This window comes from Ketogulonicigenium vulgare WSH-001, from assembly GCF_000223375.1.
In the GTDB taxonomy this organism is placed as follows: domain Bacteria; phylum Pseudomonadota; class Alphaproteobacteria; order Rhodobacterales; family Rhodobacteraceae; genus Ketogulonicigenium; species Ketogulonicigenium vulgare.
The window spans coordinates 1,697,570-1,715,119 of sequence record NC_017384.1 but is presented as its reverse complement, the minus strand read 5'-3'; the positions used below and the strand labels follow the sequence as shown (position 1 = coordinate 1,715,119).

Genomic DNA, 17,550 nt, shown 5'->3' with positions numbered 1-17,550 from the left:
GGGCACGCGAGCTGTCAACGGAAGCGGTAGTTGATCCGACCCTTGGTCAGATCGTAAGGGGTCATTTCGACCTGGACTTTGTCGCCTGCCAGAACGCGAATGCGGTTCTTGCGCAGTTTGCCTGCCGTGTGCGCGATGATCTCGTGGCCGTTCTCTAGCTCGACCCTGAACGTCGCGTTCGGCAGGAGTTCCTTGACGACACCCGGGAATTCGAGCAGTTCTTCCTTGGCCATGTGATCTCCTGATAGCACCATCCGCCTGGTGCGGACGGGTGCTAGATGCGCCGACTGCGCCCGCTTTTCAAGGGCAAAGACTCATTTGGCGGGATAGCAGTGCGAATTTACAGTGGCTGTTCGGCCATGGCGGGGCTGCCCCAGCGATCTGTCAGGGCCTGAATGATCATGTCGCGCGCGTCGCGATAGGCCGCAAGGCGGGTCTCGCGCGATTCGCCAGCGTTGGTTGGGTCGATGATCGGCCAGTATTCGACATTCATGTGGAAATACTGGCTCAGCTCCAGCACCCTCGCCTCGGATGCGGGCGACAGGGCCACGACAAGATCAAAGGACGACAGATCATCACCCCAATCCTGCATCTCGTCAAAAGATCGCACGCGGTGGCGCGACAGCTCGACCCCGATTTCGGAACAGGCGGCGATGGCAAAGCCATCAATTTCCAGATCCGACCGCACGCCCGCCGATTGCACGTAACAATCACGGCCATATAGCTTTTTCATAATCCCCTCGGCCATGGGCGAGCGGACGGAATTCTGATCACAGCAAAACAGGATCGAGGCCGGCAGCGGCGCTTTCATAGCACGTCCTCGCACAGGGCCGAGACCAGCGTGAACAGGCGGCGCGCGGTGGCGGCATCCAGTTCCGCCTTGCCGTGCAGGCGTTCTTGCAAAATGCTGGCGCCTTCATTGTGAATGCCGCGCCGCGCCATATCGATCGCCTCGATCCGGGCGGGCGGCATGGATTTCACCGCGCTATGATAGCTGCCGCAGATCTGGGCGTAATCCTTGAACACCTGCCGGAACGGCCCCAGCGCCAATTGAAAGGCCACGGTCGGATCGTGGGATTCGCTGGTCACGGTAAAGTGCAAGCGACGATCCAGCAGCGCCAGATGCAGGCGATAGGGACCTGCGGGCAGGGGATAGTCGGGGCGCGGAGGGATCGCAAAGGCGTTCTCCTCCAACAGATCACGGATCGCCACCTGCCGCTCTTGCAGGGCCTGATGCGAGGCATGGCCCCCCTCGGCCAGCGTGATGGCGATCAGCCGGTTCATTCCTCGTTCAGCGCCTTGAGCCGCGCGGTGACGGACAGGCCGTGTGCCTGAAGGCTTTCCGAGGCGGCCAGCACTTCGGCGGCGGGGCCTATGGCGCGCAAAGCCTCGGGCGTCATGCGGGCGATGGTGGTGCGTTTGATGAAATCCATCACCGACAGGCCCGACGAGAATCGCGCCGAGCGCGCGGTCGGCAACACGTGGTTGGGGCCGCCGATGTAATCGCCGATCGCCTCGGGCGTCCATTGGCCGAGGAAAATGGCGCCAGCGTGATCAATCTGGGTCAGCAGGGCCTCGGGGTCGGCGGTGCAGATTTCCAGATGCTCGGGCGCGATACGGTTTGAAAGCTGAACCGCCTCAGCCATATCGCGCACGATGATGATGGCGCCAAAGTCACGCCAGCTTTCGCCCGCGATCTCGGCACGGGCAAGGGTGGTCAGCAGTTTTGCGACCGAGGTCTCAACCGCGGCGGCAAAGGCAGGGCTGTCGGTGACCAAAATCGACTGTGCGCTGGCGTCATGTTCGGCCTGCGACATCAGATCAAGCGCGATCCAGTCGGGGTTGTTGTCGCCATCGGCGATGACCAGAATTTCCGACGGGCCGGCGATCATATCAATGCCGACCTTGCCGAATACGCGGCGCTTTGCAGCGGCGACAAAGGCATTGCCGGGGCCGGTGATCTTATCCACCGCCGGGATCGTCGCGGTGCCATAGGCCAGTGCGGCCACCGCCTGCGCGCCGCCGACGCGGTAAACCTCGTCCACGCCCGCCAGCCGCGCGGCCAGCAGCACCAGCGGATTCGCCACGCCATCGGGCGTCGGCACGGTCACGGCAAGGCGTTTGACGCCCGCAACCTTGGCCGGGATCGCATTCATCAACAGCGACGAGGGATAGGACGCAAGGCCGCCCGGGACATAAAGGCCAGCGGCTGCAATCGGCGTCCAGCGCCAGCCGAGCTCCGCGCCCGCATCATCCATCCAGCGCGCATCCTGCGGCATCTGGGCGGCATGATAGGTGCGGATGCGTTCGGCGGCCAGTTCCAGCGCCTCTGCCTCGATCGGGGGCACTTTGGCGATCAGGGCGTCGATCTCGGCCTCGGAAAAGCGGATCGTCTCGGGGGTCAGGCTAAGGCGGTCAAAGCGCGCGGTCAGCTCGATCAGGGCCGCGTCGCCGCGCTGGCGCACGTCGCTGATGATGCCCGCCACAATGGCATCCACATCGGGGCTATCCTCGCGCTTCATCCCCAAAAGGGCAGTAAAGGCCTGTTCGAAATCAGCGTCCAGCGTGTTCAGATGCAGCGGCATGGCGGTCTCCTTTGCCGTCGCGATTAGCGGCGTGCGCGCCGGGGTGCAACCGCGAGTTTAATCCGCATGGCGCGGCACCTTGCCCGAGGGGGCGCGATAGGGACGGCTGACGTCCTGCAGCGTGATGTTCAATGCCTCGAGGTCGAGCGCGATGACACCATCACCGGCAAGCGTCAGTGTCAGCGTGCCTGTGCCGTCTGCACCGGGGGTAAAGTCCAGCGCCAGCAGCGACAGCACCAAATCTTTCTGCGCTGGATCAAGCCCTTGGCTGCGCACCTTTACCACATCGTCAAAATGCAGAACCGATTGCACGCGCTCTGCGCGGCGACGGCGGCCATTGGCGTTCAGCGGATCTTCCCAACGAAAGCGGTTCAGCAACAGCGCGAAACGGCGCTGACGCGGCTGCCAGACCATCTCGCTGGCGGGCAGGATCGCGTCCTGCACCAATGCGGAAATCACGCCAAGGTCGGCGGTCTCATGCGCGATCAGGCGCAGCGGACGCTCATCGCCATCGGCAAAGCTTGCATCTTCGGTCATGTCATTGCGCCCTTTATCTCGCGGTGTTGGCCTATATTTGGAACAATCGCAGCCGCGATCAAGTGGGCTATCCTATTGGTCTGGCTGATCTTCGGATGTGGGCTCGGGTGCCTCGTCCTCCTCGGCGCTGGCGGCGCGCGCCTTCATTTGCGCTTTGCGGCGGGCGATATTCGATTTCAGCGCGGCTTTCAGGCGCGCATCGCGGGATGAGGCGGGGGGCTTGGTCTGTGTCATGGGGGTAATTTAATCCTGGCGGCGCGATCCGTCCAGCGCGTCCTGCCGCGATCCCCGCGCATCCCGCCGCAGCGTCAAGTAAATTTCCCCCTTGCGCATGGCGACAGCTTCGCTAAAAGCCGCCTCAAGGTTGCTGTGGTAGCTCAGTGGCAGAGCACTCCCTTGGTAAGGGAGAGGTCGAGAGTTCAATCCTCTCTCACAGCACCAGCCTTTCCAGACACTTAAGACACCGCGAGAGAGTTATCGTAGGTTCATTGAACCGAGCGAAGCTTTCCGAATTCGAGCGCGTCTGCCGCCTTTCGAAGGTGGTCGGGTGAGAATCGCCCATACGTGCTGAACGTGACGCTCGGGTTGCTGTGCCCAAGGTACTGCGCAACTTCGAGAATTGGCACGCCTGCCTCGACCATATGGACCGCGGCCGTGTGCCGAAGCACGTGCGGGGTAACTCCCTTAAGACCTGCCTTTGCGCAAGCGTTTCGGAAGCCCGTCTTTATCGAACCGATTTGGCCGCCTGCATATTCGACGACGAATTCCGACATTGCATGTGCCTTAGCTGCGACCAGCGCAGCGCGCAGTGTATTGTTGATCGGGACAACCGCGCGGCCCTTTCGTGGCCCTTCGCCCTCCAGGCGAAGATTAATCTGACCCCTGATCATGTCGACCCGATCCCAGGTGAGTTCAAGGATCGCGCCCACGCGGCCGGCGGTGGTCAGCATCAATAAAATGGCTAGCCTGATGTGGGGGTCGCCATCCACTGACAACAGACGATCAATCTCGGCGCGCGAGAGATAGCGCTCCTTTGGAGACGGCATTGCGGGGCGCTCGATATGCGGCGCATGCTCAATCATACGGTGCTTTTCCGCCCATGATAGGCTTGTGCGCAGATGCCCGAGTTCAGTACGAATCGTACCGTCTTTTCTACCGATCGCCCGCCGCTTCTCAACATAATCTCTGCAATCCTGAGTCGTAATCTGATGTGGCTCCAGGGCGCCAAATACGGGCAGAATCGTCTTGCCAGTGTCGATCATGTGGTGGTCAATCCTGCGGCCTGCCTTGTCCTTTCGATAAGCGGACCAGATGTCTGAAACCGTCAGAGCGCGCGCAGCCGCCGCTTGGTGAAAGATCGATCGAGCTTCAGCTTCGGCTTCCGTTGGAGTTGTTGCGTCGAGCTTGTATCTGCGCCGCCCTCCGTCTGGATCTGTCCAGGTGACACAGTATCCACCACGGAGTCGTCCGACTCGATATTCTGACATTGTTCGTGTTCCTCGACGATCGACTTGGGAATTCGCCAAGACTTTCCGACTCGAAAGCCCTGTAGCTTGCCATCTCTTAGCATTTTTCGGACGGTCTCGCCTGAGCATTCCCAATGCTCTGCAAGTGTGTCGGCCGTGTAGTGCTTGATGTCAGGTTTCTGTGCGCGCTGGGCACTCATGATCATTCCCTCCTCTTAAGCTGATGTATTGCTTGCCGAAAGACGCTCGAGCTGGGCGAAGAGATGGGCGTTGAGGTCGGAAAGACGTGTACTCATGGCTGGACTCTCTCAATCAAAATGGAGTTCGACAACGTCGACCTCGGGGTCGACCAGATGAATGATGGGGGCCTTACGGCCGATCCGGCGAGTCCAGCCGCGTGCCTGGACGATATCGCGCACAGTGATCGGTGCTATACCGAGGCGGTCAGACAGCTGCGCAACGGTGATCGCGCCGCCGGTCTGTTTGATCAAGCCGTGGATGCGGCAGGCATGGGCCTCGGCCAAGAAAGGGCGCGATGTCATTCTGACTCTCCGAACAGCGGTTTGCGCGGTAGCGTCGTGAGCCAAGCGTCTATCTCTGATGCTGGGATGATTTTCCATGTGACGTAGTCGGGCAGTCCTTTGGGTTTTCGCGAGTGATGGGTGGCAGTTGGCGCGGTTGGGCGCGGTGATGTTGATGCTCGAGCGCTGTGATGTGCGTCCCAATACAATCGGCGCAATTCCGCGATGAATTTGCGCATCGTTGGGATGTTTGCTCGTGTCCCGTCCGGGATGTCGATGCCAGAGGCTGCTATGTCGTCGAGCAGATCGTCCAGCTCGGCGCGCTTGAGCTTGTTCTGGTCGAACAGTAGATATGCTGGCCGCTCCATCAGAATGGGATTTCATCGTCGCCCAGATCACGTGCGGCGCGCTGGGCGGTGTCATCGGGGCGCTGGTAGCTGCCGGATGAATAGCCTTCGCCATCGTGGCGATTGTCATCCTGGCTGCGGCCATCGAGCAGGGTGAGCTGGCCGAAGAATGGGCGGAGTGCAATCTCGGTCGTGTAGCGATCGGTGCCGGACTGATCCTGCCATTTACGGGTCTCCAGCTTGCCTTCGATGTAAACCTTGCTGCCCTTTCGCAGATACTTCTCCGCGACGTTGGCGAGGCCGTCATTGAAGATGGCGACCTTGTGCCATTCCGTGCGCTCCTTGCGCTCGCCGGTGTTCTTGTCGCGCCACGTCTCGCTGGTGGCGATGTTGAGGTTCACGACCTTGCCGCCATTGGGAAAGCTGCGCACCTCGGGGTCGCGCCCTAGGTTGCCGATCAGGAAGACCTTGTTGACCGAGCCTGACATCAGGACGCGCCCTCGATAAGGCGAGACACCGCAGGCGCCACGCCCAACTGTGCCGCCTGCAGCTCGATCGCGAGGCGATCTTCGAGCCAGTCGCGCTGGGCAAGCAGATGCGGCGCGGTGTGCTGGACGTGCATGTAGCCAGCCAGCCGATCGGACAGTTTCAGGTACGCCTTATCGATCGTAGAAAGATTGATGTGGATGCCAAGGCGCTCGCGGGCGGCACGCTCGACCTCGTCAATCGCCTGGGCGAGGGCAGGGTTGTCGCGCTTGGCTGGCCAAGGCACATCGCCAACGCGCGGCTCGCCTGCGTCGTGATGCAATGCCGCGTCAAGCAGCGCCGCGCTGGGCGAGGGATGCAGGGCAAGGATGATCTGCGCGACCCGCGCGTGATGTTCTGCCAAGGTCTCGCGAATATGGGCCATGTCGGCGTTGGCGTGCCAGCGGGTGCAGTAGCCACCCCGCAGGATTTCGCGCAGGTTCCGTTCAGATGTCGCGTTGGGTGTAAGTGCGTCAAAAATGTGGTCACGCATCATGCCGCCCTCATCGGCATCAGTATCCAGCAGGCGTCGGGATCATCGGAAACTATGGTCGCTGGATCGTTAGGCCGTTCAGTGGACGCGCGAAGGGTGAATTCCGGCGTGACCTGTGCCTGTTTGTTCAGATATTTGACATTGAAGCCATGGCGCCCAAGATCGAAGTTGGGTGATGCCCCAACAGGCACGGATACAGATTCGTCCTCACCTTCATGCATCAGGTGCATCTTGCCATCCGAGGTAATTGTTGCGGCCGCCGCGATGTGGCCCCTGACTGCTTGTGAGAGGCGGTGCGCCTTTGTCACGATTGCGCGGGTGAAGTGCGCCTCGCAGTTCGTTTCATGTTTGGGGATGACCCGCGTGTAATCAGGGAATGTGCCGTCGATCATCTTGGAGTGAAGGATCCAGTCGTCACCCTCGATGATGCCCCTGTTTTCCTCAAATTGCATTTTGATTGGGGTGTTCGACTTGGGATCTAGCAGCCCGCGAAACACATCGAGCGCAAATCTTGGAAAAATGACGCCTGCGAGGTTGGGCGCTTCGATATTGCTGTCGATTACTGCCATCCGATGGCCGTCTGTGGCGACAGCGCGCAGCGTGCTGCGCTCGGGTGCTGTGATCAGATAGATCCCATTGAGGTAATACCGGGTCTCTTCGGTGCTGACGCAATGGCGAGATAGATCGAGAATGCGCGATAGCTCCGCGCCGCTCCCGGTGAAGCGGGCAGCGTCTTTCATGTCCCAAGCTGGAACGGTGGGGAAGTCATCGTGCTGGATGCGCTCGCGCAGCCGCAGGGTGGTTTCCTGATCTGTGATCGTGATCAGAGCATCCTTGCCCTCGATATCGGGTGTGCGCGTGACCGTCACTGGGCCTGCCGCCAAAGAGGCAAACTTTTGCAGCACCTCCGCAGAGACTAGAAACGGAACGGTGCCCGTTGTCTCTGCCTCGAGCTTGATTGTCAGCAAGTTGTCCAGATCGGTGGCGCGAAGTGTGACCTCGCCCAGCCCGCTAGAAATTGAGATATATTTGAGGGCGGGAATTGCTGCCCATTGCTGCACGGTGCGCTGTAGCGATGTCATGGCTTTGCGCAGCGCATGGCGGTCGATGATTGCTGAAACAGTATCGGTCATGCTGCATTCCTTTTCTGGGTAACCAGATGCTCGATCACGCAGGACAGGCCCGCGACGGTCTGGACGGATTCAATTGCGGCGTCGGAGATTTCGATGCCGAAGCGGACCTCGATTTCCATGAACAGCTCGATCAGGTGGAGGCTGTCTAGGCCCAGGTCGTGGCGCAGGTGCGCGGTGGGCGCGGTGCGTTCCGGCAGCAGGCCGAACAGCTCTTCGAGGATGTCGGCGAGGCCGCGCTGGGCGTCGGACACGGTCATCGGCCGGACTCCTTTTCCCGCAGCAGGTCCAAGCAATATTGCGCGATGACCGGCACGGCATTGAGCTGATCGGCGATCTCGCTCAGCAGCTGATCGGGCTGCGCCACCAGGCTACCTGCGATCGCCACAGCAAAAGGGGGCGCCTGATCGTAATGCGGCAGCTCAACAGGGGCGGCCAGTATTAGGGCGTGTGGCTTGGTCATTTCGCTGCCATAGACCGATGACGCGGTGTGCGACCAGGTTCCGAGCCGCTTGCTGCGCGCGATGAGGCTTTCAAGCTCGTGGATCATTGCCGCGCTCATTGCCCGGTCTCCGCGCTGGGCAGGCGGCAGTTGATGACCGGATCAGTGGCGCAGGTCATATGGGGGCCAGCCGCTGGCGACAGTGCACGCGCCCACTGGATGGTCGGCCACGCATGCCACGCAAGCAGCGCGATCCCCAGTATCATCGGGGCAATCGAGAGGGCGAAGGAGACGCGGCTCATGCTGCAGCTTCCTCGGCTAAAACGTGGTCGATCAGCCGCGCGAGGTCGGCAATGCTCGTGGCCTCGGTCGCCTCGGCATCGTTGATCTCGATGTCGAACAGATCCTCGGCTTTTACGCAGAGGTCGACCAGATCGAGGCTGTCCATGCGCAGGTCACCGCGCAGGCTCGTGCTGGGCAGGATCTCGGCCGCGATGTGAAAATCCTTGGCGATCAGGAAGATCAGCCGCGCCTCTGTGTTCGTGAAGCCGTTCATCGCGGTAGCCTCAGGACGCCAGCGAGGCGGCGGGCGCCGAAGGGCCGTTTGCGGGGCGACGCAAAGCCCAGTCGGCCAGCGCGGCGCCGTCGACCTCGCAGTCGCGGTGCAGGGAAATGTCAAAGAAGCCGCGGGGCCGGGCCAGAGTGACGCGGCTTGCGCGGATGTGGTCGCGAACCAGCGTTTCACGCAGGTCCTGAGCCGACATCAGGCCGTCAGGGTGGGCGTAAAGAATGCTCATCAAGTTCTCCATCTGTGACCGTCTGCGAGGGTGAGTCGCTGCGGGATATGAAGTTAAAATATCCACTAAATGTGGATATGCAATTTAAAATTCACACATGGTGGATTTTAGTTGTCATGATGAGGCAAGAGAGTTGCGTGAAATCCGCCGAATCGGATGTTGGATGCGAAAAGGCCCGCACTGATAATGCGGGCCTCTGCTTGAAATCTGTTCGGGTGGGGCGCTATCAGGGCGTCGGGTATTTGATGGCTGTCTGCCGTAGACGCTCGGCGTGAGAGTAGATGTCATCTAAACTTTCAACGACTACTCTTTCTTCTGCTTCTCCATCGAAGAGGCCTAGGTATTTGGTAGAGCGGTTGAAGTGGAGCCTAGCTATCGGACGACGGTTGTTGTCGTCAGCGAGTATTCCGCAGTAGCTCTTTTGGTCACGCATGCTGACCCTGCCGGGCTTTATCACCGAAGACACAATCGCTTTGACGATCATGAATCCTTCAACTTCATCCTGAGTCGTCACAATCTCAGCATCTGGAACGACCGGTTCTTCGGCAATTTCAGCAGCAGTGTCAGTTGTTGCTAATGCGGAGGACAAACGTTCTTGGACAGAGTCGCGGATTATTTCACGGAATGCCGACTTTACTAGCCCTCGGTATTGATCGAGCACGGCTGCAGTGAAGCGGCCCTCGTGAACAGGCGCGGCTAAGACCCGCACGAATTCATCTGATGGTGCGTCCATGTGCTTGTTGATCTCGGTTTTCAACGCGGATGTGTACTTCAGGCGCTCAGCATTCGCGAGAATGCCGTCTACATCGAAGCCAGATTTCTCGAACTTCTTGAGTTCACCAAGCACCTGGCTATTCGGCTCGGTGATGTCGAAGGTGAAAAATGGCCTTGTATCAAGCTTATTTGGCTCTTCTAAGTCGCTGTGGAAGTGGAAAAATCTCCCGTTCGTGAGAACCGCAAATTTTGCGCTAGTCACGGAGAAGTATCTGTAAAGTTGTGCGAGGTGCACTTTGTCCAAGTTGGTGCTGATCGGCTTGCATTCGATCAATATGCGAATCTCGCCATCGAGCTTTATCGCGTAGTCTACCTTTTCGCCCTTCTTACCTACAGCATCTGCCGTAAACTCGGGAATGACTTCACCCGGGTTAAATACGTCGTAGCCGAGTGCCTGGAGGAACGGGAGGACAACCGCAGTTTTGACAGCCTCCTCCGTGAGCATCGTGTTCGCGTGCTGTTGGACGCGTTCAGTCAATACCTTAAGTGTTGCGTCGATCGACATACGTTGTTCTCCCGATTCTGCTCCAGGCATCCTCGGAAACTATAAGCCTCACTGTCCACAACATAATTTGCCATCCTGACAAAGAGGGATTGAACAAAACGGGAACAAGTTTAGTATGGCTTGAGAAGGGGCGAGTGCACGGCGGAAAAAGAAATAGACAGGCGGCTGGATCGGATGATCGAAATTGCAGATGAGCTGGACGTGCCCCTAGACCATGTGGTCAAGCACATGGGGAGATGTGATCAGAGTACCTTTTTGAGATTGTCCGGCAGACCGTCTCTTCTTCCGCGGTATATGAAGTCCAAGTCAACGCCGTAGAGGTCGCAGAGCGCCTCGGCACTTTCGACGGGTATACGCCTGATTCCGGTAACCCAGTTGTTGTATGTGGAATGGCCAAAGTGGTGTTTTTCAGCCCAGTCCTTTTGGTTGAGATCTGAGAAAACCTTACGGATCGCCTCGAGGCGATCACCAATTTCAGCATATTGTCCAGGTTCAGAACGCTTGTTGCCCATGCTTGAATAATTCACAAATTGTGAAATCTTAGGCAAACCACTAAATGTGGACTTGCTATAATCCACATTGTGTGGACATAGTGAGGTCATGACAGCAGCATCCAATCTAGCAAACGCCCTTGGGCGTAGAAAAATGGCAGATACAGTTGGTGTTTTGCCCACGGCTGTAAGCAATGCGATCGTTCGAGGCCGTTTCCCATCATCCTGGTTCATCGCCGTAAAAGCGATCGCTGATGAGGCAGGCTTGACCTGTCCACCCGAGCTTTTTGGAATGAAATCTCATGTCACAGTACATGGAGCTCAGCCGCTTTGCGATCAAGGTGAGGGGGCATCAAAATGACCATTGCCCTCTCCCGGCAACATGATGAACTGCTGCTACAGGCGTTGGCCATGCGCCAGTCTGGCAAGCCTCTCGATGTGATCGGCGGCGCGCTGGGCATGCCGCGCAGCAATGTGGGGCTCTTCACCATCGCGGTGCGAGACGCTGACCTTCGCGAAAGCGGGGAGCCTGCAGCGGTCGTTGAGCTTGGCTACCAGTGGAAAAAGCGAAGGGGAGGTCGGCCATGAGTGCCCTTCCTACCCGCCAGGATGATGAGCTGATCCTGCGCGCGCTAGCGATGCGCGTGCGCGGCATTTCACTGTCCGAAGTTGGCGACATTCTCGGTGTTGGAAAAAGCACGATCGGTATGGCCACGCAGGCGGTATTCGAAGCCGATCTGCGCGAAAGCGGTGAGCGCGCCGCTGTTGTCGATCGCGGTTATCGCTGGCCCAAACATAAAGGGGCGCGGCGATGACGGCGTTCCCGATCGAGCAATACGATCTGATTATGGCTGACCCGCCTTGGAGCTTTGCGACCTATTCGGCAAAGGGGCAGGGCAAGTCCGCAGATGCGCATTACGCGACGCGTGATCTGCGTTGGATCTCCGAGCTGCCCGTCGCCTCGATAGCGGCGCCTGACTGCTTGCTTTGGCTGTGGGCGACCAACCCCATGCTTCCCCAGGCGCTGACGATGCTGCGGTACTGGGGCTTTACATTCAAAACCGCGGGCCACTGGTCAAAGCGCAACCTGGTCACGGGCAAGCTCGCGTTTGGCACGGGCTATATCCTGCGCTGCGCGGGCGAGCCGTTTTTGATCGGGACGCGGGGCAACCCCAAGACGACCCGCAGTGTGCGCTCCGTCATCGAGGGCGCCCGACGCCAGCATTCCCGCAAGCCCGAGGAAGCCTTCACCGCGGCCGAGCGGCTAATGCCCAGCGCGCGCCGCATCGAATTGTTCAGCCGCCAGGAGCGCGCGGGCTGGGATGTCTGGGGCGACCAGACTGACCGCTTCCCTGCGCCTGCGGCGATGTCCCAACCTGAGGGGGTAGCATGACCAAAGATTTTACGATCACGATCAATGTGACTAACAAGCCCAAAATTCGATCCGCTATTTACATCGCGGGTGCGCAGGTCGGTGTCATTGGCATCGGCATTGTGACGCAAAGCGTGGCTATGCAGTGGGTGGGTTTTTGCTTTCTCATCCTTTGGCTCATAGGTGCCACAAAAGCCTGGCAAACCAAAAACTCTGATCTGACGATCGACCAGGCATTTGTTCGCCTCAGCCAGATTCAGCGGGAGGCGGACAATTGAGCATCCCGATGAAGAACACCGAGGCGGACATCAATGTGGCCGAGAAGGTCGCGGGGGTGGCGGCCGACGAGATCCGCTCGATCGTGGCGCGCTATGAAGCGCTCGAGGCTGAGAAGAAGTACGTCGCTGAGCAGATGAAGGAGGTCATGGCCGAAGCCAAGGGGCGCGGCTACGACACCAAGGTCCTGCGCAAGGTGATCGCGCTGCGAAAGCGCGACCAGAATGACGTGGCCGAGGAAGAAGCGATCTTCGACCTCTATAAGCAAGCGATGGGCATGTAATGGAATGCTCGCAGATAAACTTTGCCGATATTGCGGCGCCGTGCACCCGCCCCATGGACGGAGCGAGGCAGGGCCTCTCAGCGAACGCAAGCGCGTCGGCTATGTCTGGGCATGCAACGCGCATCGAGAGCAGCTCGAGGCTGACTGGCTCGCCAGCGGCGTGGCAGGCGTATCGCGACGCCTGCGCCCGCCAGATGAATCTGTGGGCGTCAATGGCATGGCTGAGCCCGACGCCCGAGGAACTTGACGCCTGTGTGGCAGAGCACCGCATCCTTGATCGCGAGATCCAGCAGTTGCGCCGGCAGGCTGCCGCCACAGGCCCAGCGCCGGTATGGCTGCGGTCGCAGGAGGAGATGGTATGACCCACCTCGGCACCATTGAACTTGCTTGGCCGGTCAATGCGCTCAGCCCGAACGCGCGGCCACATTGGTCGGATCTAGCCAAGGCGAAGAAGTTCGCGCGCATGGATGCGTGGCTGCTATGCCGCGCGGCCAAGATCCCCGCCCAGCGCGCTGATGCGTCGCTACACCTGCGCTTCACCTTCCACCCCAAGGTCAAGCGCGCACGCGACTTAGATAACCTGCTCGCCTCAATGAAAGCCGCGATTGACGGGATACGCGACGCGCTGGGCGTGGATGACAGTCGGTTCAGCTTCGCCATGTGCATGGGGCCGGTTGTGCGGGGTGGCAAGGTCGTTGTGGATATTATTGCGATGAAGAGAGCGGACGAAACAAGACGCGTCCCTCCACCTGATCATCCGGTGCTTGGATATCCAGGATGATGTGCAGCGGATCATATCCTCAGTCTTTAGAGGTCAGCAAATCATATCTGGGAATCATAAGGCCGGAGACAAAGGAGCATAAATCCACATCTCCGGCCGGGCCCCCAACTGCTTGGAACAAGTGGAAGACCTGTCGACCTAGCTACGGGCGGGAAACTGCCCCTGCAACCAGAACTAATTTGGGTGAGCGGAAATGAGCCATAAGGCAAACTACTGGCTGGCAAGCCTCGACCCCAATCGCGTGAAGGCTGGGGCCTTCCGAGTGCTGTTCCATCTGTGCGATCACCACAATGACGAGACCGATCCCGCGCTGGCTTGCTACCCCTCTCAGGCGCGGCTGATGGAGAAGACCGGACTGTCGAATGGTGCGTTGAATTCAGCCCTCGCCACCATGGAAGAGGATGGTCTGATCATCCGTCGCAAGTCCACCGCGCCGGGGAGCAAAGAGCGCCGCACCTACTACATCTTGGGGTGCGACTTTGCCCCGCGCGCTGAACAAACTCCATTTTCTGGAGTTAGTGCAAACTCCGGCCCACAGGAGCCAGTTGCCGAACAAACTCCAGATTTGGGCGCATCAAACTCCAGTTTTGAGCCTATCAAACTCCGGCCCACCGGAGAGGAACCGGTAAGAACCGGTAAGAACCGTTCCGGTGCGGGCGCGCGTGCGACGCGCGACGGGACGGATTTGGATTTGGGTGATGATCAAGGCCTAGATGTAGGGCAGGGCGATCAGATCACCGCGGGCTTCTGGGCAGACTTGTTGCAGGCGCTGAACATCGATCCGATGAAGCTCCCGGCGCGCTGGGCGGGTAAGCAGGCCCGGGCCGATGTCGCGGCATGGCTGGGGATGGGGTTTTCGCCGGACCAGGTGATCGAGGTTGCCAAGGCCAGCCGCCAGCAGATGCCCCAAGCCCCGAATGGCCCCAAAGCGCTGGATGCCCGCATGGCGGCCGCGGCGAGTGCGAAGCCCGCAGGAGGGCGCGCCTCGATGGATGAGATGGCGGCGTTCTGGGCCAGCAAGATCACCGCGCCCGGCTATATCGCGCCCAGCGCCATCAGCCCCGCATTGGCACGCCACATGCTACAGCGCGAGATGATTGCGCCCGACCAGCTGCGAGCGAGGGGGATATCGTTTTGACGAATGTTGCCCATATCCCCGCGCCGGCGACACGCCGCGCCCGTGAGGCCGATGCGCTATCTGCCTCGGGAATGCCGATAATGCCTGAGCGTGTCTGCATCGTCAGCGTGCGCCGTAGCGACGGAGCGGATCTGGTCGCAGGCCACGCCGGGATGTCGTTGGGCGAGGGGCAAGAGTACGTCCGCGCCGATCTGTTGAACGTGGCGATCATCCGTGCCGAGAGCGCTGGGGCCCGCATCCGCGCGGCGCTGGTGAAGGGGGAGTTGGGGGAATGATCAGTCGCATCCGGCAATGGCTGTGCCGCCATCAATGGCGCGTCTGCCGCTTTCAGTCCCTCACTCCTGGCACAGACATCGAATGCACGAAGTGCGGGAAGCAGGAGAAGCATTATCATGGCTACTGGTCCAAAGGCGCCCCCAATGACTGACGATCTGGCTTGCCAGATGATGCCCGCCCGCGGCACCCGATATCGTGAAATGTCTATTCAGCGCGCGCTGGAGTGGGCATTTGGTACCGAGTTTGCGCGAGTGGACTTCGACCAGACCGACTCATTGGACCGGGATATCGTCATGGGAGGGCGCGACACGCTTTCGGTGCTGGCCGACCGTGCCATTCTTGGATGCAAGGTGGACGGAGGCGGAAGCAGCGAGCCGCATCCTGATGCGCAGTCTCTCGCCGCTGCCGTAAAGATGCTGCCGGATGGCTACGGCGGCCGCCGGATGGCCATCCAGATCATGACACTTGCGCGCGCTGGGCGTTCGCCGGACTGGATACGGAACAGCGATGTGCGGGTTAAGCCCAGAACCTGGGCACAGAACCAGCATGGTCGCTACGCTGTTGTCGAGGATCTTCCCGAAGAGAAGAAGCTGATCAGGGGGCGCGTTCGCCGCTATACGCCGCAGATCTGCCCGATCATATACACACCGGATGCGCGGACTATCGCGGCGGCGCGCCGCAACTATCTCGATTGGTGGGGGGCCTTGACATACATCGCATGGACGGTCGCTCATTGGCAGTTCGACCGCATTGTCCTGACCGATGCGATGCCACCGATGACGCCATGGATAATCCCAACGAATCCCACTTGAAATAGGTAGCCCCCCCTTGCTAAGTTGCATGTAGAATAATTGCGCCCGCTGGTTGTAACCTGCGGGCTTCTTCATTGGTGGCGCTCGCAAGGCGTTGCGATCCTGCTGCTAATGTGAGCCAAATATCCCAGCATCAAATGGGAGTTCACTCAGTGCAGAAGTTCTTCATCTCGTCGTTCGCCATGCTGATCAATATCGGCGTAGTTGTTGGCGCGATTTTTGTGGTGATCGGCGCGATCAGCGCTTTTGCTCAGACAGGCAATCTGTTCGCACCGATCGCTATGTTGGGTGTCGGATTCGTGGGTATCGTGGGCGGCGCGGGCACGCTCTATGTTCTTCTCGGCATTTATGACAGCACGCGCGCGACCTATGAGCTGCTCGCGGAGCAGGCCCGCCAAAAGTAAACGCGCTGGGCAGGTTGGCCCGCTGGCCAGAACACCAGTGGGCCGCCCACATCACTTTGGTCTCTCGTAGCGCCTAACCCCGTTCATCACGTAGGGCGAATTGTAGGTCATCTCAGTTGTTCCGTCGAACAGCTCCAGCATGGGGAAGCGCTCGACGAAGCGCTGCGCGTCTTCCATAGAGCGGAAATGCCAGCACGATATGTCACCTGCGGGAATGTGCAGCGATGTCGTGGTGTACTCGCCCAAGCCTAAAGTCAGGCGCGTCCATTCGTAAGGGTCGTTGTCGCGACCCAGACCATGAAAGCCCAGTTCAGGAACCCTGAAACGCAGCGTGATGGGCCACGCGTCCCTGTCCTTCTTCTCCTGCGTTGTTGATCGCCTTGTCATGCTCGCTCCATCATAATGATGCGCGAGAACATAAGAAGAACATTGGAGCGAGTCACATCACAAAGTTCGATCGTGAAGCTGCTGTAGGATCAGACCTGCGCTGTGCCGTAGAGCGCACGGGTTAAGCAGTGAATATCATAGGGCTTTCTAAAAAACTCTGCGCCAGCGGGAAGCTCTGCCACATCGACTGAACTACGGCCGGAGGCAACGATCACCCGGATCGTGGGGTGATTGCACGACACGCGGTGCGCTAGATCGATTCCATTCATAGAACCCGGCATGTCCACATCTGTGAATAGGACGGAAACCGGATCATTTCCCGCGAGCACAACTATCGCGTCATCCGCGTTGGCTACAGCAAGAACAGAAAGGCCGGCGCGTTCGATGACCATGGTCACCACCCTGCGCAACTGATGATCATCTTCGACGACTAAGACTTTGGCGCTGGGAGAGACGCCCGTTTGATCAAAAGCCATGCCAGACAATCCTCTCTGTTATCCGGTTTCACAGATGCGGAACGCGCGAATAAGCAACCTGTTCCACTGGTATCCGACTAAATTATGAACAGGACCCTATGATCCTGATCCGCGCCCATAATTTGCGCGCTCAGGATCAATTTGGTGAGCGAGGATAAGGTCGATCAGCGGTGGACATCTTCGACCAACAGCTCGTGTTTGGTGCCTGTGTTCGCAAGCCAGCTGAACTTGGCACCGGCGCTGAGGCCGATCAGTGCAACACCGATCGGAGTCGCAACCGAGATACGGCCTTCATTGATGTCCGCGTTCTCTGGCAGCGCTAGAGTGACGGTCTGGCTTTTACCAGTAGTCTCGTCGCGAAATGTGACAGTGCTGCCCAGATCGACGGTGTCGACGGGTAAGGCCGCGCTTTTCACGACTTTGGCGCGGGACAGTTCGTCGACGAAATGCTCTGCGAGCTCTGGATTGCGGCGCTCCAAGCCTTCGGCCAGCCGCTCGAGGACGGCCATTGTAGCGTCCGATATGACGACGCGCGGCAATTTGGTTTTGCTCACTTGAGACTTCCTTGTGTGTACCCATGCTGACCGATGCAAAGATCAAGTCGGCGAGGAGAGGGATGTGAGGAGATAGCAAGAGAGAATGCGCCCCAATCGCCGGGGCGGTGGCCAGCGGGGTATTACGCTGGCAGCTGGTATGGTCTCATCAAGCTCATGTGATGAAGCTGGGGTCTCG

Annotated in this window: 33 protein-coding genes and 1 tRNA gene; 11 read left to right on the top strand and 23 right to left on the bottom strand. The window is 59.4% G+C overall.

The annotated features are described in order from the left end of the window. Window positions 1-14: 14 nt before the first annotated feature. The 6 genes from infA to KVU_RS16130 all read right to left on the bottom strand — a co-directional run bounded on the left by infA (window position 15) and on the right by KVU_RS16130 (window position 3,356). Window positions 15-233, bottom strand: a complete 219-nt coding sequence (gene infA / locus KVU_RS08450) for a translation initiation factor IF-1 (RefSeq protein ID WP_013384801.1) — start codon at window positions 231-233, stop codon at window positions 15-17. Window positions 234-340: 107 nt separating this feature from the next. Further along, a complete protein-coding gene (locus KVU_RS08445) occupies window positions 341-811 on the bottom strand; it encodes an arsenate-mycothiol transferase ArsC (protein ID WP_013384800.1) in 471 nt (156 codons plus the stop codon). Beyond that, window positions 808-1,284 (bottom strand): UPF0262 family protein, encoded by a 477-nt coding sequence (locus tag KVU_RS08440; RefSeq protein WP_013384799.1) that lies wholly within the window; start codon window positions 1,282-1,284, stop codon window positions 808-810. The genes KVU_RS08445 and KVU_RS08440 overlap by 4 nt, the downstream gene beginning before the upstream one ends. Further along, the gene (gene hisD, locus KVU_RS08435) at window positions 1,281-2,585 is read right to left on the bottom strand and encodes a histidinol dehydrogenase (RefSeq protein WP_014537892.1); all 1,305 of its coding nucleotides are present in this window, start codon (window positions 2,583-2,585) and stop codon (window positions 1,281-1,283) included. Before hisD ends, KVU_RS08440 begins: the two co-directional genes overlap by 4 nt. Window positions 2,586-2,642: 57 nt before the next feature. Beyond that, window positions 2,643-3,122 carry a DUF2948 family protein gene (locus KVU_RS08430; protein WP_013384797.1) on the bottom strand — a complete coding sequence of 160 codons (480 nt, stop codon included), beginning with the start codon at window positions 3,120-3,122 and terminating at the stop codon, window positions 2,643-2,645. 72 nt (window positions 3,123-3,194) lie between these two features. Next, entirely contained in the window at window positions 3,195-3,356 is a 162-nt protein-coding gene (locus KVU_RS16130) for a hypothetical protein (protein WP_013384796.1), read from the bottom strand. A 132-nt stretch (window positions 3,357-3,488) separates the two neighbouring features. Between KVU_RS16130 and KVU_RS08425 the strand changes: the two genes are divergently transcribed. Then, window positions 3,489-3,563: transfer RNA gene (locus KVU_RS08425), tRNA-Thr, on the top strand. A gap of 44 nt (window positions 3,564-3,607) precedes the next feature. Here the strand turns inward: KVU_RS08425 and KVU_RS08420 are convergent. The 14 genes from KVU_RS08420 to KVU_RS08355 form a co-directional block, all read right to left on the bottom strand. After that, entirely contained in the window at window positions 3,608-4,384 is a 777-nt protein-coding gene (locus KVU_RS08420) for a tyrosine-type recombinase/integrase (RefSeq protein ID WP_236953081.1), read from the bottom strand. A gap of 62 nt (window positions 4,385-4,446) precedes the next feature. Further along, window positions 4,447-4,794 (bottom strand): excisionase family DNA-binding protein, encoded by a 348-nt coding sequence (locus KVU_RS16255; protein WP_148225663.1) that lies wholly within the window; start codon window positions 4,792-4,794, stop codon window positions 4,447-4,449. A 102-nt stretch (window positions 4,795-4,896) separates the two neighbouring features. Continuing rightward, entirely contained in the window at window positions 4,897-5,130 is a 234-nt protein-coding gene (locus KVU_RS08410) for a LexA family transcriptional regulator (protein WP_013384794.1), read from the bottom strand. Further along, window positions 5,127-5,477, bottom strand: a complete 351-nt coding sequence (locus tag KVU_RS08405) for a hypothetical protein (protein WP_044008067.1) — start codon at window positions 5,475-5,477, stop codon at window positions 5,127-5,129. The genes KVU_RS08410 and KVU_RS08405 overlap by 4 nt, the downstream gene beginning before the upstream one ends. Beyond that, entirely contained in the window at window positions 5,477-5,944 is a 468-nt protein-coding gene (ssb, locus tag KVU_RS08400) for a single-stranded DNA-binding protein (protein WP_013384793.1), read from the bottom strand. Before ssb ends, KVU_RS08405 begins: the two co-directional genes overlap by 1 nt. After that, window positions 5,944-6,477 carry a YfbR-like 5'-deoxynucleotidase gene (locus KVU_RS08395; protein ID WP_013384792.1) on the bottom strand — a complete coding sequence of 178 codons (534 nt, stop codon included), beginning with the start codon at window positions 6,475-6,477 and terminating at the stop codon, window positions 5,944-5,946. The genes ssb and KVU_RS08395 overlap by 1 nt, the downstream gene beginning before the upstream one ends. Then, the gene (locus KVU_RS08390; RefSeq protein ID WP_013384791.1) at window positions 6,474-7,607 is read right to left on the bottom strand and encodes a DNA polymerase III subunit beta; all 1,134 of its coding nucleotides are present in this window, start codon (window positions 7,605-7,607) and stop codon (window positions 6,474-6,476) included. Before KVU_RS08390 ends, KVU_RS08395 begins: the two co-directional genes overlap by 4 nt. Further along, the gene (locus tag KVU_RS08385; RefSeq protein WP_013384790.1) at window positions 7,604-7,864 is read right to left on the bottom strand and encodes an acyl carrier protein; all 261 of its coding nucleotides are present in this window, start codon (window positions 7,862-7,864) and stop codon (window positions 7,604-7,606) included. The genes KVU_RS08390 and KVU_RS08385 overlap by 4 nt, the downstream gene beginning before the upstream one ends. After that, complete coding sequence (locus tag KVU_RS08380) at window positions 7,861-8,154, bottom strand: hypothetical protein (RefSeq protein ID WP_236953080.1); 294 nt, start codon at window positions 8,152-8,154, stop codon at window positions 7,861-7,863. Before KVU_RS08380 ends, KVU_RS08385 begins: the two co-directional genes overlap by 4 nt. Window positions 8,155-8,162: 8 nt before the next feature. Then, the gene (locus KVU_RS08375) at window positions 8,163-8,348 is read right to left on the bottom strand and encodes a hypothetical protein (protein ID WP_013384788.1); all 186 of its coding nucleotides are present in this window, start codon (window positions 8,346-8,348) and stop codon (window positions 8,163-8,165) included. After that, window positions 8,345-8,602: an acyl carrier protein gene (locus tag KVU_RS08370; RefSeq protein WP_013384787.1), complete on the bottom strand. Its 258-nt coding sequence runs from the start codon at window positions 8,600-8,602 to the stop codon at window positions 8,345-8,347. The genes KVU_RS08375 and KVU_RS08370 overlap by 4 nt, the downstream gene beginning before the upstream one ends. A 10-nt stretch (window positions 8,603-8,612) precedes the next feature. Further along, entirely contained in the window at window positions 8,613-8,843 is a 231-nt protein-coding gene (locus KVU_RS08365) for a hypothetical protein (RefSeq protein WP_013384786.1), read from the bottom strand. 226 nt (window positions 8,844-9,069) lie between these two features. Beyond that, window positions 9,070-10,122, bottom strand: coding sequence for a type I restriction endonuclease (locus KVU_RS08360; protein ID WP_014537890.1), 1,053 nt, complete (start codon window positions 10,120-10,122; stop codon window positions 9,070-9,072). Window positions 10,123-10,364: 242 nt separating this feature from the next. Next, entirely contained in the window at window positions 10,365-10,847 is a 483-nt protein-coding gene (locus tag KVU_RS08355) for a helix-turn-helix domain-containing protein (RefSeq protein WP_162467590.1), read from the bottom strand. Between the two features lie 123 nt (window positions 10,848-10,970). On the opposite strand from KVU_RS08355, the gene KVU_RS08350 reads away from it, so the two are divergent. The 10 genes from KVU_RS08350 to KVU_RS08305 all read left to right on the top strand — a co-directional run bounded on the left by KVU_RS08350 (window position 10,971) and on the right by KVU_RS08305 (window position 15,955). Continuing rightward, a complete protein-coding gene (locus tag KVU_RS08350) occupies window positions 10,971-11,201 on the top strand; it encodes a hypothetical protein (protein ID WP_044008065.1) in 231 nt (76 codons plus the stop codon). Next, window positions 11,198-11,428, top strand: a complete 231-nt coding sequence (locus tag KVU_RS08345; RefSeq protein WP_013384785.1) for a hypothetical protein — start codon at window positions 11,198-11,200, stop codon at window positions 11,426-11,428. Before KVU_RS08350 ends, KVU_RS08345 begins: the two co-directional genes overlap by 4 nt. Then, window positions 11,425-12,006 (top strand): MT-A70 family methyltransferase, encoded by a 582-nt coding sequence (locus tag KVU_RS08340; protein ID WP_013384784.1) that lies wholly within the window; start codon window positions 11,425-11,427, stop codon window positions 12,004-12,006. Before KVU_RS08345 ends, KVU_RS08340 begins: the two co-directional genes overlap by 4 nt. After that, entirely contained in the window at window positions 12,003-12,263 is a 261-nt protein-coding gene (locus KVU_RS08335) for a hypothetical protein (RefSeq protein ID WP_014537887.1), read from the top strand. The genes KVU_RS08340 and KVU_RS08335 overlap by 4 nt, the downstream gene beginning before the upstream one ends. Before the next feature lie 8 nt (window positions 12,264-12,271). Next, entirely contained in the window at window positions 12,272-12,544 is a 273-nt protein-coding gene (locus KVU_RS08330; protein WP_049776479.1) for a DUF2312 domain-containing protein, read from the top strand. A 358-nt stretch (window positions 12,545-12,902) separates the two neighbouring features. Beyond that, on the top strand, window positions 12,903-13,325 hold the full coding sequence (locus KVU_RS08325; protein ID WP_049776478.1) for a RusA family crossover junction endodeoxyribonuclease: 423 nt from the start codon (window positions 12,903-12,905) through the stop codon (window positions 13,323-13,325). Window positions 13,326-13,518: 193 nt separating this feature from the next. After that, a complete protein-coding gene (locus tag KVU_RS08320) occupies window positions 13,519-14,463 on the top strand; it encodes a helix-turn-helix domain-containing protein (RefSeq protein ID WP_014537885.1) in 945 nt (314 codons plus the stop codon). Beyond that, a complete protein-coding gene (locus KVU_RS08315; RefSeq protein ID WP_236953079.1) occupies window positions 14,460-14,738 on the top strand; it encodes a hypothetical protein in 279 nt (92 codons plus the stop codon). The genes KVU_RS08320 and KVU_RS08315 overlap by 4 nt, the downstream gene beginning before the upstream one ends. A gap of 144 nt (window positions 14,739-14,882) precedes the next feature. Then, on the top strand, window positions 14,883-15,551 hold the full coding sequence (locus KVU_RS08310) for a hypothetical protein (RefSeq protein ID WP_049776477.1): 669 nt from the start codon (window positions 14,883-14,885) through the stop codon (window positions 15,549-15,551). Window positions 15,552-15,703: 152 nt separating this feature from the next. Further along, complete coding sequence (locus KVU_RS08305) at window positions 15,704-15,955, top strand: hypothetical protein (RefSeq protein WP_013384778.1); 252 nt, start codon at window positions 15,704-15,706, stop codon at window positions 15,953-15,955. A 51-nt stretch (window positions 15,956-16,006) separates the two neighbouring features. Here the strand turns inward: KVU_RS08305 and KVU_RS08300 are convergent, their stop codons facing one another. The 3 genes from KVU_RS08300 to rnk form a co-directional block, all read right to left on the bottom strand. Then, window positions 16,007-16,342, bottom strand: coding sequence for a hypothetical protein (locus tag KVU_RS08300; RefSeq protein WP_044008064.1), 336 nt, complete (start codon window positions 16,340-16,342; stop codon window positions 16,007-16,009). Between the two features lie 89 nt (window positions 16,343-16,431). Beyond that, window positions 16,432-16,818 carry a response regulator gene (locus tag KVU_RS08295; RefSeq protein WP_044008063.1) on the bottom strand — a complete coding sequence of 129 codons (387 nt, stop codon included), beginning with the start codon at window positions 16,816-16,818 and terminating at the stop codon, window positions 16,432-16,434. 164 nt (window positions 16,819-16,982) lie between these two features. Beyond that, window positions 16,983-17,372, bottom strand: coding sequence for a nucleoside diphosphate kinase regulator (gene rnk / locus KVU_RS08290; RefSeq protein ID WP_013384777.1), 390 nt, complete (start codon window positions 17,370-17,372; stop codon window positions 16,983-16,985). Between the last annotated feature and the right edge of the window lie 178 nt (window positions 17,373-17,550).